Source organism: Phreatobacter sp. GW821-FHT04C01, from assembly GCF_059420385.1.
This window is the reverse complement of sequence record NZ_JBWKTP010000010.1, coordinates 183622-196833: the sequence shown is the minus strand read 5'-3', so window position 1 is coordinate 196833 and position 13212 is coordinate 183622. Positions and strand designations below refer to the sequence as shown.

The window sequence follows — 13212 nt, the reverse complement described above, 5'->3', positions numbered from 1 at the left end:
CCTCCCGGCGTCAGCCCTTCTGGCCTTCCTTGACCGCGCCGAGCAGGGCCTTCTGGATCGGCTCGTTGCCGGCGCAGATGGTGCCGTTGATCAACATGTTGTCGAAGCCCTCGCAATCCGTGACGAAACCGCCGGCCTCGCGCACGATCACGATGCCCGCCGCGATGTCCCAGGGCGAGATGCCGCGTTCCCAGAAGCCGTCGAAACGGCCGGAGGCGACATAAGCGAGGTCGAGCGAACAGGCGCCCATGGCGCGAATGCCGCCGAAACGCGACTGCACCAGCTTCTGCTCGTTGCGCGACTGGACGTGATCGCCGCGGCCGATATGGGGAATGCCGCAGCCGACCACGCAATCTTCCGGCTTGCGGCGTGCCGAGACGCGCAGGCGGCGATCGTTGAGGAAAGCGCCGGAGCCGCGCTCGGCGACATAGAGTTCGTCATTGGCCGGGTTATAGACGACGCCGGCGACCAGCACGCCATTGCGTTCCAGGCCGATCGAAACGGCGAAATGCGGAATGCCGTGGAGGAAATTGGTGGTGCCGTCGAGCGGGTCGACGATCCAGGTATGGGTCTGGTCGGCGCCCTCGATGCGTCCACCCTCCTCGCCGATGAAGCCGTAGCCCGGGCGGGCCTTCAGCAGTTCGGCCTTGAGCACCTCTTCGGCCTTGCGATCGGCGGCCGAGACGAAATCGCCCGGGCCCTTCAGCGACACCTGGAGATTCTCGACCTCGCCGAAGTCGCGCTTGAGGCTGCGGCCCGCCTTCAAGGCGGCGCCGACCATGACATTGAGCAGGGCAGAGCGGAGCATGGGCTTCTTTCGGATCAGTGTCGGGCGGTCATGCCCGCCCGTTGCCGGCCGGTCAAGCCGCACGCCGTCAGGCTACTGCAAATGAAGCTGCTCGACCACGGTCAGCGGCGGCAAGGAAACGTGATCGGCGACGTCAAAGACGACCTCGAAGGGCTCCGCCAGGGCGCCGGTCAAGGCCAGCACTTCCGCCTTGCAGACAGGGCGAATGCGGGTCGCCAGCGTGCAATGCGGAACCCAGGCGCGCGGCCGGTAGTGCGCGTGACAGCGATCAGGGGCGATGGCGGCATGGATCGCGGCATGGATGTCGGCCAGTGCGGAAACATCGCGCGGTGCCGCCCAGACGATGGGCGCGGCCCCGTCGAAGACCCGGATATGGTCGAAAACGATCGAGATTGCCCGCCTGCCCTGGAAAGCGCCGACGAAGGCACGGCTGACGTCCTCGGGGCTCACGTCGCGATAAATCGCGAAAGTAAAGTGTGGCGCATAGTTCAGGGCCTGCATCGACGAGGCCGCCTCGAACCGTCCGAAGCGGTCCCATAGGGCGCGGATTCGCGCACCACTGTCGTTGGCCGCCTTGATGGTGATGACGTGATCGGCGGTCATGGCTTGCCCGATGTCCAGATCATCCTCACGGGGCTGCACCGGGCCCCCCGGCATCACAATGCCCTTGCCCCGACCTCGCCCCTTCAGCGCAGCCAGTTCCTGGCGCCCCGCTCGGCCGCTTCGCGCTGAACCGGATCCAGCTTGCCGACAAAATCGGTCAGCCAGGCGTCCTCGGCCCCGAGCAGGCGCGCCGTCGTGTGCCATTGGGCCGCCATCGGCGGATCGGCCGCGACACCACGGCCGGCCGCGAGCAGCCGGGCGTAACGGTTCATGGCCAGCGGATTGCCGCGCAGCGCGGCCTTGCGAAACATCTGGGCCGCCGCCGCCTCGTCCTTGGCGACGCCCTGGCCGTTGAACAGCATGATGCCGTAGTCGATTTCAGCTTCGATCAGATCCTGGCGCGCCGCCTTTTCCATCAGCGCGGCCGCCCGTGCCGGGTCGGCCGGGAGGCCGTTGCCGTCCTTCAGGAGCACGGCCAGCGCATATTGAGCGTCGGCATTGCCGAGATCGGCGGCCATCTGGAACCAGCGTGCCGCCGCGATCGGATCCGGCTGGCCGCCCTGGCCGGAAAAAGCCAGAAGCCCGAGATTATAGCCGGCAGCCGGGTGGCCGAGTGCCGCGGCCCGCTCGAACAGCGCCTTGGCGGCGGCGGGATCGCGCGCCTGCCCTGCCCTGCCCTCGACATGCATCATGGCCAGCGCGAAAATCGCGTTGCGATCGCCGCGATCGGCGGCGAGCCGATACCAGCCGAGCGCGCGCTGGTCGTTGCGCGGCACACCCAGGCCATTGGCATGCAGTTCGGCCAGAAGCGTCATCGACACCGCATCGGGACCAGCCTCGACACGTTGCGTCGCCTCGCGGAACGCGGTGAGAAACTGGCCGCGCTGATAGGCGCCGAAAGCGGCATCGCCGCTGCCGGGCGCGACGGCCGGCGCGGGAGCCGGTGTCGCCGCCGGCCGTCCCGGCATTGCCGGCCGGGGCACTGGCGTCGGCGCCGTGCGCTGCTGCGCCTGGGCGGCCAGCGGCACCGCAAGCGTCAGGCCGAGCGCCAGGATGGAGCGCCTGAGTGTCACGCCGCGGCCCCCGTGCGAAGTTCGGCAAGCGCGGCGGCGACGGCCTTGGCCGGACCATCGGCATGGGCCCATACGGCATCGCCCAAAGCGACGAAATCGGCGTGGACACGGGCCAGAACACCGGCACCCGCGATATCGGGCGAGAAACCGACGACCGGGATCTGAAACACCTCGGCCCACCAGGACACCCGCTCGACCACGGCGGCGAAGGGCGGCAGCACGCCGTTCTTGTCGGCGTAGCGCGACACCATGGGCTCGCCGAACATGACGTAATCGCAGCCCTTCTCGCCGGCGCTCATGGCATCGTCGCGCGATTTCAGGCCGGCGACGCCGACCATGCGCTCCGGCGCCAGCCGTTCGATCGCCTCCGCCACGCGCGCCTCGTCATAGACCAGATGCAGGCCGTCGGCGCCGCCGCGGGCGACGGCATCGATGGCACCCTCGATCAGCAAGGCACTGCCGGCCGCCTGAACCCGCCTGGCCAGGGTCTTGACCACATTGACGCTGGCCCGGTCGTCAGGCGCGGCGAGCCGGGCGATGACGGCAGCAATGGGCCCCGCGGCCAGCGCCGCCTCGAGCGCGGGGAGGAATGCCTCCGGCGCCTCGATCAGCGGGGTGACCAGGACAAGTTGGGTTTCGGGAAGGGCGGCCGGCGGGGGTTTTACCATGATGCGCCCACCCTATGACCGAAAGCGGCGAAAAAGGGGAGAGGAGATTGCAGAATGCGGCGCGGCTGACATCGTGCGGAAACAACCACGCGCGAGGTTCACGGGCTTGCGCCGGACCGGATGAGGGGTAAACCGAAGACGAACACCGCCGCACATCACGTTACCATTGCCCGACCCAACGTCAGGATCCTCCATCATGTTTCCATCCGTCGCGTCATTGCGTCTTTCGGCAGCCATGCTGCTGGTTCTCACCGCCGCGGCCGCGGCCGGGCCCGCCGAAGACCTGAAAGGCGCAACGGTCTCCGCGCTGTCGGGCCTGCAGATCTCCGGCGCGGCGATCGCCGAAGCGCGCGAGGACGGCTCCAGCCTGGTGCTGTCGAACCTGACCTTCGCCTCGGCTGGCGAGCGCCCGGTCGGCGTCAAGATCGGCCGCGCCACCATTTCCGGCGGGTCGGCCAGCGGTGATGCGCTGACCGGCGCCCGGGTTCTGCTCGAGGGCCTGGAAGGCACCAGCGCCGACGGTCAGGCCTATCGGCTCGCCACCGCCGAGATCACCGGCGCCCAGGGCTCGCTCGCCGCGATCCTCGCCGGCCTCGCCAGCCGCGAGCCCTTCCTGTCGGCCGTCAGCGAGGCCGCAGCCACCAAGTTCTCCGCCGAGCGGGTCAGCGTGCCGTCGATGACGGTGACACGCCGGCGCGCCGCGCGCACCGAAGAGGTGACCTATACCACCCTGGCGATCAACCGTTATGCCCAGGGCAAGATTGCCGAGCTCACCGTCGCCGGCACCGCGATCGGACTCACCAATGGCGGCAACAAGATCGAGATCGGCACCACGCGCCTGACCGGCTTCGACATGACCGCCGGGCTGCGGACCGGTGGCGCAGCGGTCAATGCCCTGGACAGCGGCAGCATCGAGAACCTGCGTGGCGCCGGTGCCAATGGCGCGCCGTTCACCATCGAGCGCATCGCCTTCGGCAAGATCACCATGCGTCCCGGCGAGCGGTCGCTGATGGCGCTGACCCAGGCCTTCGCCGAAGTCGATCCCGCCGGGGGCGGTGACGAGGCGGCGCGCCGCCGTTCGCTCGGCGCCGCGGCGGAGGTTTTCGCCCGGCTCGATTTCGAGCGCATCGAAATGATCAATTTTCGCGGCCAGGCCGAGGCCAACCAGCCGATCGAAATGCAGCGTTTCGCCATTGCCGGCGTGACCCAGGGCAAGATCGCCTCGATCGAATTCAACGGGCTGGCCGCCGCTGACCGGCAGGGCCAGCGCACCCGCATCGGCCGCTTCCTGATCGAAGGCGTGGACGCCTCGGGCCTGATCGCACTCGGCAAGGACTATGCCGAGGGCCGCTTCACGCCGGGCCCGATGCCGCCGCCGACCGCCTATCCGGATGTGCGCCGCATCCTCACCGAAGATATCGTGGTCAGCAAGCCGACGGGCCAGCCGCTCGGTTCGGTGCAGCGCGTCGAGATCGAGGCGGGCCCGCGCATCGGCCTGATGCCGACCCGCATCCGCGCGCGCGTCACCGGCTTCGACGCGCCGGTGACCGATGCACGGCAAAGGGCCCAGCTTGCCCCGATCGGCATCGAGGACAAGATCACCCTCGCGGCCGAACTCGAGATCGAATATGTCGAGGCCGCGCGCGAGCTGCGCATGCGCACGCTGAATGTCGACGTCAACGATGTCGGCGCCCTGAACCTCGCCCTGACCGTCGGCGGAATCGACCGTGCCGCGATCGAAGCCTTGCCGGGGAGCGCCACCGTGCTCGGGCTTGCCGCCAAGGCCGGCCGGCTCGTGCTGTCGTTCAAGGAGGCTGGCGGTGTCGCCGCGCTCATCACCCACACCGCCGAACAGGCCGGTGTCGAGGAGGACGCGTTCACCGAGCAGTTGAAGATGCAGCTCGGCGCGATGGTCGGCCAGTTCGTGCCCGACAAATTGCTGGCGAGCCAGATCTCGACCGCGCTCTCGACCTTCCTCGACGATCCGAGCTCGCTGGTGATCACCGCGACGCCGAAGGGTGACGTGCCGCTGGCGGCGCTCGCCATGGCGGCCCAGGGCTCGCCCTTCGCGCTGCTGCCGATGTTCAACGTCACAGTCGAAGCGAACAAGTGAGCGAATGGTGAGTGGCGAATGGCGAATGGGGATCGCCTGCACCCCTTTCGCCTAAGCCCACGAAAAAGGGGGCGCCCGATCACACGGGCGCCCCCTTTTTCTATTCGCCACTCGCTACTCGCCATTCGCCTCAGGCGATTTTGGGGTCGAGCTCGCCCTTGGCATAACGCTTGGCCATGTCGGCCGGCGTGATGACCTTCTTGATCTTCGAGGCCTGGCCGGCGGTGTTGAACTCTTCCAGCCGCTGCCGGCAGAGCTTGGTCATCGCTTCCATGGCCGGCTTCAGATATTTGCGCGGGTCGAACTCGCTGGGGTTCTCGGCGAGGATCTTGCGGATCTGGCCGGTCATGGCCATGCGGTTGTCGGTGTCGATGTTGATCTTGCGCACGCCGTGCCGGATGCCGCGCTGGATCTCTTCCACCGGCACGCCCCAGGTCGGCTTCATCTTGCCGCCGAAGGCGTTGATGATGTCCTGCAGGTCCTGCGGCACCGAAGACGAACCGTGCATGACCAGATGGGTGTTCGGCAGCTTGCGATGGATCTCTTCGATCACATGCATGGCCAGCACCTTGCCGTCGGGCTTGCGCGAGAACTTGTAGGCGCCGTGCGAGGTGCCCATGGCGATCGCCAGCGCGTCGACCTTGGTTTCACGCACGAACTTCACGGCTTCGTCGGGGTTGGTCAGGAGCTGGTCGTGGCTGAGCTTGCCCTCGGCGCCATGGCCGTCTTCCTTCTCGCCCTCGCCGGTCTCCAGCGAGCCGAGCACGCCGAGCTCGCCTTCCACCGAGATGCCGCCGAGATGCGACATGTCGGTGACCTGCTTGGTGACGCCGACATTGTAGTCCCAGTCGCCGGGCGTCTTGCCGTCGGCCTTCAGCGAGCCGTCCATCATGACAGAGGTGAAGCCGGCCTGGATCGCGGTCATGCAGGTCGCCGGCTCATTGCCGTGGTCGAGATGCACGCAGACCGGGATATGCGGATAGATCTCGGTGACCGCGTCCATCATGTGCTTCAGCATGATGTCGTTGGCATAGGAGCGCGCGCCGCGCGACGCCTGGATGATGACAGGCGCGTCAACGGCATTGGCCGCCTCCATGATCGCCAGCGCCTGTTCCATGTTGTTGATGTTGAAGGCCGGCACGCCATAGTCATGTTCGGCGGCGTGGTCGAGAAGCTGGCGAAGCGTGATACGGGCCATGGTTTTCCTCCGTCAGAATGAATGACGCCCGGCCATGACCGGGCGTCAGGATATTGCTCAGCCCCGAAGCACCTCGACGCCCGGCAGCGGTTTGCCCTCGAGCCATTCGAGGAAGGCGCCGCCGGCGGTCGAGACATAGGTAAATCGCTCCGCCGCATGGGCCTGGTTGAGCGCCGCCACGGTGTCGCCGCCGCCGGCGACCGACAGCAGCTTGCCCTTGGCGGTGCGGTCGGCGGCATGGCGGGCGGCGGCCACCGTACCCTTGTCGAAGGGCGGGATTTCGAAGGCGCCGAGCGGACCGTTCCAGACCAGGGTCGCGGCATCGTCGATGGCGCCCTGGATGCGGGTGATCGATTGCGGGCCGACGTCGAGGATCATGGCATCGTGCGGAATGGCGTCGAGGCCATAGGCGAAGGCCGGCGCATTGGCCTGGAAATGATAGGCAATGGTGGCATCCACCGGCAGGATGATGGCGCATTTGGCCTGCTCGGCCTTGGCGAGGATGCGCAGCGCGGTTTCCGCCAGATCCTTCTCGGCGAGCGACTTGCCGATCTTCACGCCCTGCGCATGAAGGAAGGTGTTGGCCATGCCGCCGCCGATGACGAGCGCGTCGACCTTGGTGACCAGGTTTTCCAGGAGGTCGATCTTGGAAGAGACCTTGGCGCCGCCGACCACGGCGACCACCGGCCGCTTGGGCTTATCCAGCGCCTTGGTCAGCGCTTCCAGCTCGGCCTGCATGGTGAGGCCGGCAAAAGCCGGCAGGACATGGCCGAGGCCTTCGGTCGAGGCATGCGCGCGATGGGCTGCCGAGAAAGCGTCGGCGACCCAGATGTCGCCGTTCTCGGCCAGCGCCCGGACGAAATCCGGATCGTTCTTTTCCTCGCCCTTGTGGAAGCGGGTGTTCTCCAGCACCAGGATCTCGCCCGGCTTGATCGCATCGACGGCGCGCTTGGCGACCTCGCCGATGCAATCCTCGGCAAAGGCGACCGGGCGCTTCAGCACATGGGCGAGCGCCGGCACGACCGGCTTCAGCGACTGGGTCGGATCGACCCCCTTGGGCCGGCCGAAATGCGCCAGGATCACCACCTTGGCCCCGCGCTCGGCAAGCGTTGCCAGGGTCGGCACGATGCGCTCCAGGCGGGTCACGTCGGTGACCTTGCCGTTCTCCATGGGAACGTTCAGGTCGACGCGGACGAGGACGCGCTTGCCGTTGACGTCGGCGCCGTCGAGGGTGCGGAAGGAGCTCATGGTGCAGGTCCCGGAAGCAATGAGGGGCCGCCCGTGGTCCGGACGGCCCCGAGCCTGATCAGATCAGCTTGGCGATGGCAACCGCGGTGTCGCTCATCCGGTTCGAGAAGCCCCATTCATTGTCGTACCAGGAGAGGATGCTGACGAATTTCTCGTCCATCACCTTGGTCTGGTCGAGCGCGAAGATCGACGAATGCGGATCGTGGTTCATGTCGACCGACACATTGGGCTGGTCGGTGAAGGTGAGGATTCCCTTCAGGGCGCCGCGCTTGGAGGCCTTGACGATCGCCTCGTTGATCTTCTCGACCGTGGTCTTGCGCTTGGCCATGAACTTGAAGTCGACGACCGAGACGTTGGGCGTCGGCACGCGCACCGAGATGCCGTCGAGACGGCCCTTCAGTTCCGGGATGACCAGGCCGATGGCCTTGGCGGCACCGGTCGAGGTCGGGATGATCGACAGCGCCGCGGCGCGGCCGCGGTAGAGGTCCTTGTGCATGGTGTCGAGCGTCGGCTGATCACCGGTATAGGCGTGCACCGTGGTCATGAAGCCCTTGTCGATGCCGCAGGCCTTGTGCAGCACCGAGACGACCGGGGCGAGGCAGTTGGTGGTGCAGGAGGCGTTCGACACGACCAGATGGTCCTTGGTCAGCTTGTCGTCATTGACGCCGAACACCACGGTCAGGTCGGCGCCGTCGCAGGGCGCCGAGACCAGCACGCGCTTGGCACCGGCCTTCAGGTGGGCGGCGGCCTTGTCGCGGGTGGTGAAGATGCCGGTGCATTCCATCGCGACGTCGACGTTCAGCGCCTTGTGCGGCAGTTCGGCCGGATCCTTGATCGCGGTCACCTTGATGCGCTTGCCGGCGACGACGATGTGGTCGCCGTCGACCTTCACCTCGGCCGGGAAACGGCCATGGACCGAATCGAAACGCAGGAGATGGGCATTGGTCTCCACCGGGCCGAGATCATTGATCCCGACAACTTCGATGTCTTTGCGCTTGCCCTCGACGATGGCGCGCAGGACGTTGCGGCCGATGCGGCCGAAGCCGTTGATGAAGACGCGAACGGTCATGAGATCCTTCTCCTTGGCAGCTGGCAGGTCGCGCGGGACGCCTGCCCCATTTCCTCAATCCACGCCGGCGATCGGCGCCCTGTCGTGACGTCCCGAGGGCCTGGAAGGTCCTCGGGACAGGGTTTCAAGCGGTCTCTAGCCGATGCGGGCGAGCGCCGCCTCGGCCACGGCTTCCGCCGTAATGCCGAAATGCTTGTAGAGTTCCTTATAGGGGGCCGAGGCACCGAAGCCCGACATTCCCACGAAGATGCCGTCCGAGCCGATCAGCGCGTCCCAGCCCCAGCGGACCGCGGCCTCGACCGCGACCTTGACCGGCGCTTCGCCGACCACCTTGGCCCTGACATCGGCCGGCTGGCCGAGGAACAGCTCGAGCGACGGCACCGAGACGACCCGTGCGCGCACCCCCTTGTCGGCGAGCAGCTTGCGCGCGCCGACTGCGATCTCCACCTCGGAGCCGGTGGCGAAGATCGTCACCTCGGCCTTGCCGCCCTCGGCCGCGACCAGCTCATAGGCGCCGCCGGCACTCTGGTTGGCCTTCACCTCGGTGCGCAACTGCGGCAGGTTCTGGCGGGTCAGCGCCAGCACGCTCGGGCCGTCGGCGCGGTTCAGCGCCAGTTCCCAGCACTCGGCCACTTCCACGGCGTCGGCCGGGCGGAACACCCGCATGTTCGGGATCGCGCGCAGCGCCGCCAGATGCTCGACCGGCTGGTGGGTCGGGCCGTCCTCGCCAAGCCCGATCGAGTCATGGGTCATGACATAGACGACGCTCGTGCCCATCAGCGCCGCCAGCCGCATGGCCGGCCGCGCATAGTCGGTGAACACCAGGAAGGTGGCGCCGTTCGGCGCGAAACCGCCATGCAGCGCGATGCCGTTCATGGCCGCTGCCATGGCATGTTCGCGAATGCCGTAATGGATGTAGCGGCCCTTCGGGTTCTTGGCCGAGAAGGCCGCGACCGACTTGGCCTTGGTATTGTTCGAACCCGTGAGGTCGGCGGATCCCGCCAGAAACTCGGGCATGGCCGGCACGATGGCCTCGATGACCAGTTCCGACGACTTGCGGGTGGCGATGTTCTGCGGGGTCGCGAGCAGCGCCTTCTTGTGGGCGGCGAAGGCCTTGGCGAGCTTGGCCGGCCGCTCGCCCTTCAGGCGGCGCTCCAGTTCGGCGCGCTTCTTCGGCGACATCGCGGCCATCCGGCCTTCCCACTCCTGGCGGGCGGCGGCGCCACGGCTGCCGGCTTCACGCCAGGCTTTCAGCACATCGGCCGGCACGCTGAAGGGCTCGGCCGCGATGCCGAGCTTTTCCTTGGCGGCCTTGAGCTCCTCGGCGCCGAGCGGCTCGCCATGGGCTTTCGAGGTGCCGGCCTTCTTGGGCGCGCCATAACCGATCACCGTCTTGCAGGCGATCAGCGACGGCTTGCCCGACTTCTTGGCCCGCTCGATGGCCGCGGCGATCGCGTCGGTGTCGTGGCCGTTGATGCGCTCGGCGCGCCAGCCGGCGGCCTGGAAACGCTTCACCTGGTCGACCGAATCGGCGAGCGACAGCGGTCCGTCGATGGAAATGTCATTGTCGTCGAACAGCACGATCAGCTTGTTCAGCTTCCAGTGCCCGGCCATGGCGATGGCTTCCTGCGACACGCCCTCCATCAGGTCGCCGTCGGAGGCGATGACATAGGTGTGGTGGTCGACGGCCTTCTTGCCGAACTCGGCCGCCAGCATCTTCTCGGCCATCGCCATGCCGACCGCGGTGGCGATGCCCTGGCCGAGCGGACCGGTGGTGGTCTCGACGCCCTTGGTGATGAAATTCTCGGGATGACCCGGCGTCTTCGAGCCGATCTGGCGGAACCGCTTGATCTCGTCGAGGCTCATTTCCGGCGTGCCGGTCAGATAAAGCAGCGCATAGATCAGCATCGAGCCGTGGCCGGCCGACAGAACGAAGCGGTCGCGGTCGGCCCAGCCCGGCTGGCTGGCGTCGAATTTCAGGAATTTCGTGAACAGCACGGTCGCGATGTCGGCGGTGCCCATGGGCATGCCGGGATGGCCCGACTTGGCCTGCTCGACGGCATCCATGGCCAGCGAACGAATCGCATTGGCCATCGGACCGAGTTTGTCGCGCGACGGAATGGCAGACGGCATGGATCACGGCTCCCTTGCGCGCGCCCGCCGATCTTGAACCCTGACGACGCGCGGCCGATAGAAAAAGCCCCGAAAGTCGGAGATTTCGGGGTCGATAGGCCGCGTGTCCTAACAGCGGTGCGCTTTGAGTCAATGGCTTCGAGCGGCTGAGAGCCAAGCGTTTTGTCGCGGCGCGCGCGGAAATGGGGCGTTGCGCCCCACCCGTCAGCCGCCTTCGACGCGTCCGATCTTCTTCACCGCCGTGATCAGGCGTGCCGAATCGGCGGCGACGAAACGGGCGAATTCCGGCGCATCCTGATAGGCTGGCGGGCTGCCGGCATTGTCGAAGACGCGGCGGATCTCCGGGTCGGCCATGACGCTGCGCATACCGTCGCGCAGCCTGGTGACGATTTCCGCCGGCAGGCCGGCCGGCCCGAACAGACCGGCCCAGATGTAGAACTCGACATCGCTGAAGCCGAGCTCCTTGAAGGTCGGTGTCTCCGGAAAGCTCGCCACCCGTTCGGCGCCGAAATTGGCGAGCACCCGAACGGTACCGGCCTCGACCTGGGGCTTCAGCACACCGGGCGCCGAGGCCAGCGCCAGGATATTGCCGGAGATCAGGTCGGTCAGCGCCGGCCCGGCCCCGCGATAGGGGATGTGGTTCATCCGGATGCCGGCATTGGTGGCGAACATCTCCATGGAGACATGCAGCGTGCCATAGGGGCCGGACGACCCGTAGGGGATGACGCCCGGCCGGGCCTTGGCGTCGGCGACGAGATCGGCGACGGTGCGCCACGGCGCCTTGGCATGCACCGCCAGCATGGTCGGGTCGGCCAGGACGCGGGCGATCGGAACCAGTTGGTCGACCTCATATTGCACCGTCCGGCCCATTAGCCGGTCCGCCTCGGGCAGAACCGCGAGCGACGACAGGGTCATCAGCAAGGTGTGGCCATCCGGCGTGGCGCGCGCTACCGCGGTATTGCCGATGCCGCCGCCGGCCCCGCCCCGGTTGTCGACGACGACCGGACGTCCCAGGATCTTTTCCAGCGCCTGGGCAACCGGCCGGGCCGCGAGATCGGCCTGACCGCCGGGCGGGAACGGCACGACCAGCCGGATCGCCTGGGACGGCCAGGCGCCCTGGGCGCCGGCGGGCGCGATCGCGCCGAGAAGCGAAAAGCCGGCCGCGCCGGCGATGAAGTCACGACGATCCATAGGTCCCCAACCCTTCTTTCATGTCGCCGGCGACACGCGACCGCGCCGCCGGCCCCAATGGTTCCGGCGGCCTCAGCCGATCGGATTTTCGAGCCGGCCGACGCCCGAGATCTCGATGGCGACGACATCGCCTGCATTGAGAAACTTGGGCGGCGTGAAACCGATGCCGACGCCGACCGGCGTGCCGGTGGCAATGACGTCGCCGGGTTCCAGCGCGATCACCGAGGAAATTGTCTCGATCAGCGTGGGAATGTCGAAGATCAGATCGGAAACCACCGCGTCCTGACGCAGCTCGCCATTGACCCAGGTCTTCAAGGTCAGCTTGGTCGGATCACCGGCCGCGTCGGCGGTGAGGATCGCCGGGCCCATCGGACAGAAGGTGTCGATCCCCTTGCCGATCAGCCATTGACGATGCTTCTGCTGCAGGGTGCGCGCGGTGACGTCGTTGATCACGGTATAACCGAACACATGGGCCAGCGCGTCCGCCTTGGCGATGCCGCGGCCGCCGGTGCCGATGACGACGCCCAGCTCGCCTTCGTAATCGACCGACTTGGTCGGATCGAGCGAGCCCAGGATCGTCTCGCCGGGCCCGATCACCGCGCTCGGCGGCTTGGAGAACACCACCGGGGCTTCCGGCACCACTTCCTTGGCGGTCGAATCAAAGCCGCTCCGGGCAAACTCCTTGGCGTGCTCGTGATAATTCTTGCCGACGCAGAAGACATTGCGCGACGGCCGCGGGATCGGCGCCAGGAGCTTGACCGAATCGGTCGGCAAGGCGGCGTCGAGATGGCCGTCGAGCCGCCCCTTGAGCTCGGTCCAGCCCGCGATGGCGGCAAGCATGGAGGTGGCGGCAGGGCCGGCGGAGGCCGCCAGCGGCTGGACGGAAGCACCGTCGGGGCTGAGAACCGCGACCCGCCGTTCACCCTTGATTTCAATTGTCGCAAGCCGCACCGGTACTCTCCTCAATCGATTGCAGCAGATTCCGGCAGGGTTATAGCATCGCCGATCGCCGCGACCAGGGTCGCAAAGCTGCTATTCGCGGCGGCATGGCGCGGCCCGGCCGAGGTGCCGGGCATGGCGCGACAGGAAAGCCACATGGCACCGCGAG

General features: G+C 67.4%; 11 protein-coding genes. 1 reads left to right on the top strand and 10 read right to left on the bottom strand.

Annotation, left to right across the window (positions count from 1 at the left end):
• Window positions 1-10: 10 nt before the first annotated feature.
• The 4 genes from AC07WJ_RS30060 to AC07WJ_RS30045 all read right to left on the bottom strand — a co-directional run bounded on the left by AC07WJ_RS30060 (window position 11) and on the right by AC07WJ_RS30045 (window position 3152).
• Entirely contained in the window at window positions 11-808 is a 798-nt protein-coding gene (locus tag AC07WJ_RS30060; protein WP_494938390.1) for an inositol monophosphatase family protein, read from the bottom strand.
• A 72-nt stretch (window positions 809-880) separates the two neighbouring features.
• Window positions 881-1411 carry a 2'-5' RNA ligase family protein gene (locus tag AC07WJ_RS30055; RefSeq protein WP_494938389.1) on the bottom strand — a complete coding sequence of 177 codons (531 nt, stop codon included), beginning with the start codon at window positions 1409-1411 and terminating at the stop codon, window positions 881-883.
• Window positions 1412-1494: 83 nt separating this feature from the next.
• Complete coding sequence (locus tag AC07WJ_RS30050; RefSeq protein ID WP_494938388.1) at window positions 1495-2484, bottom strand: tetratricopeptide repeat protein; 990 nt, start codon at window positions 2482-2484, stop codon at window positions 1495-1497.
• Entirely contained in the window at window positions 2481-3152 is a 672-nt protein-coding gene (locus tag AC07WJ_RS30045) for a thiamine phosphate synthase (protein ID WP_494938387.1), read from the bottom strand. Before AC07WJ_RS30045 ends, AC07WJ_RS30050 begins: the two co-directional genes overlap by 4 nt.
• A 196-nt stretch (window positions 3153-3348) precedes the next feature.
• Here AC07WJ_RS30045 and AC07WJ_RS30040 point away from each other — a divergent pair, with 196 nt between their 5' ends.
• Window positions 3349-5265, top strand: a complete 1917-nt coding sequence (locus AC07WJ_RS30040) for an aq_1923 C-terminal domain (RefSeq protein ID WP_494938386.1) — start codon at window positions 3349-3351, stop codon at window positions 5263-5265.
• Window positions 5266-5395: 130 nt separating this feature from the next.
• Here the strand turns inward: AC07WJ_RS30040 and fba are convergent, their stop codons facing one another.
• The 6 genes from fba to AC07WJ_RS30010 all read right to left on the bottom strand — a co-directional run bounded on the left by fba (window position 5396) and on the right by AC07WJ_RS30010 (window position 13055).
• Window positions 5396-6463, bottom strand: a complete 1068-nt coding sequence (gene fba, locus AC07WJ_RS30035) for a class II fructose-bisphosphate aldolase (RefSeq protein WP_494938385.1) — start codon at window positions 6461-6463, stop codon at window positions 5396-5398.
• Window positions 6464-6520: 57 nt separating this feature from the next.
• On the bottom strand, window positions 6521-7711 hold the full coding sequence (locus AC07WJ_RS30030) for a phosphoglycerate kinase (protein WP_494938384.1): 1191 nt from the start codon (window positions 7709-7711) through the stop codon (window positions 6521-6523).
• A 58-nt stretch (window positions 7712-7769) separates the two neighbouring features.
• Window positions 7770-8780: a type I glyceraldehyde-3-phosphate dehydrogenase gene (gene gap, locus AC07WJ_RS30025; protein WP_494938383.1), complete on the bottom strand. Its 1011-nt coding sequence runs from the start codon at window positions 8778-8780 to the stop codon at window positions 7770-7772.
• A 135-nt stretch (window positions 8781-8915) separates the two neighbouring features.
• Complete coding sequence (gene tkt, locus AC07WJ_RS30020; protein WP_494938382.1) at window positions 8916-10913, bottom strand: transketolase; 1998 nt, start codon at window positions 10911-10913, stop codon at window positions 8916-8918.
• A 204-nt stretch (window positions 10914-11117) separates the two neighbouring features.
• Window positions 11118-12104, bottom strand: coding sequence for a Bug family tripartite tricarboxylate transporter substrate binding protein (locus tag AC07WJ_RS30015; RefSeq protein WP_494938381.1), 987 nt, complete (start codon window positions 12102-12104; stop codon window positions 11118-11120).
• 72 nt (window positions 12105-12176) lie between these two features.
• The gene (locus tag AC07WJ_RS30010; RefSeq protein ID WP_494938380.1) at window positions 12177-13055 is read right to left on the bottom strand and encodes a fumarylacetoacetate hydrolase family protein; all 879 of its coding nucleotides are present in this window, start codon (window positions 13053-13055) and stop codon (window positions 12177-12179) included.
• Window positions 13056-13212 lie beyond the last annotated feature (157 nt).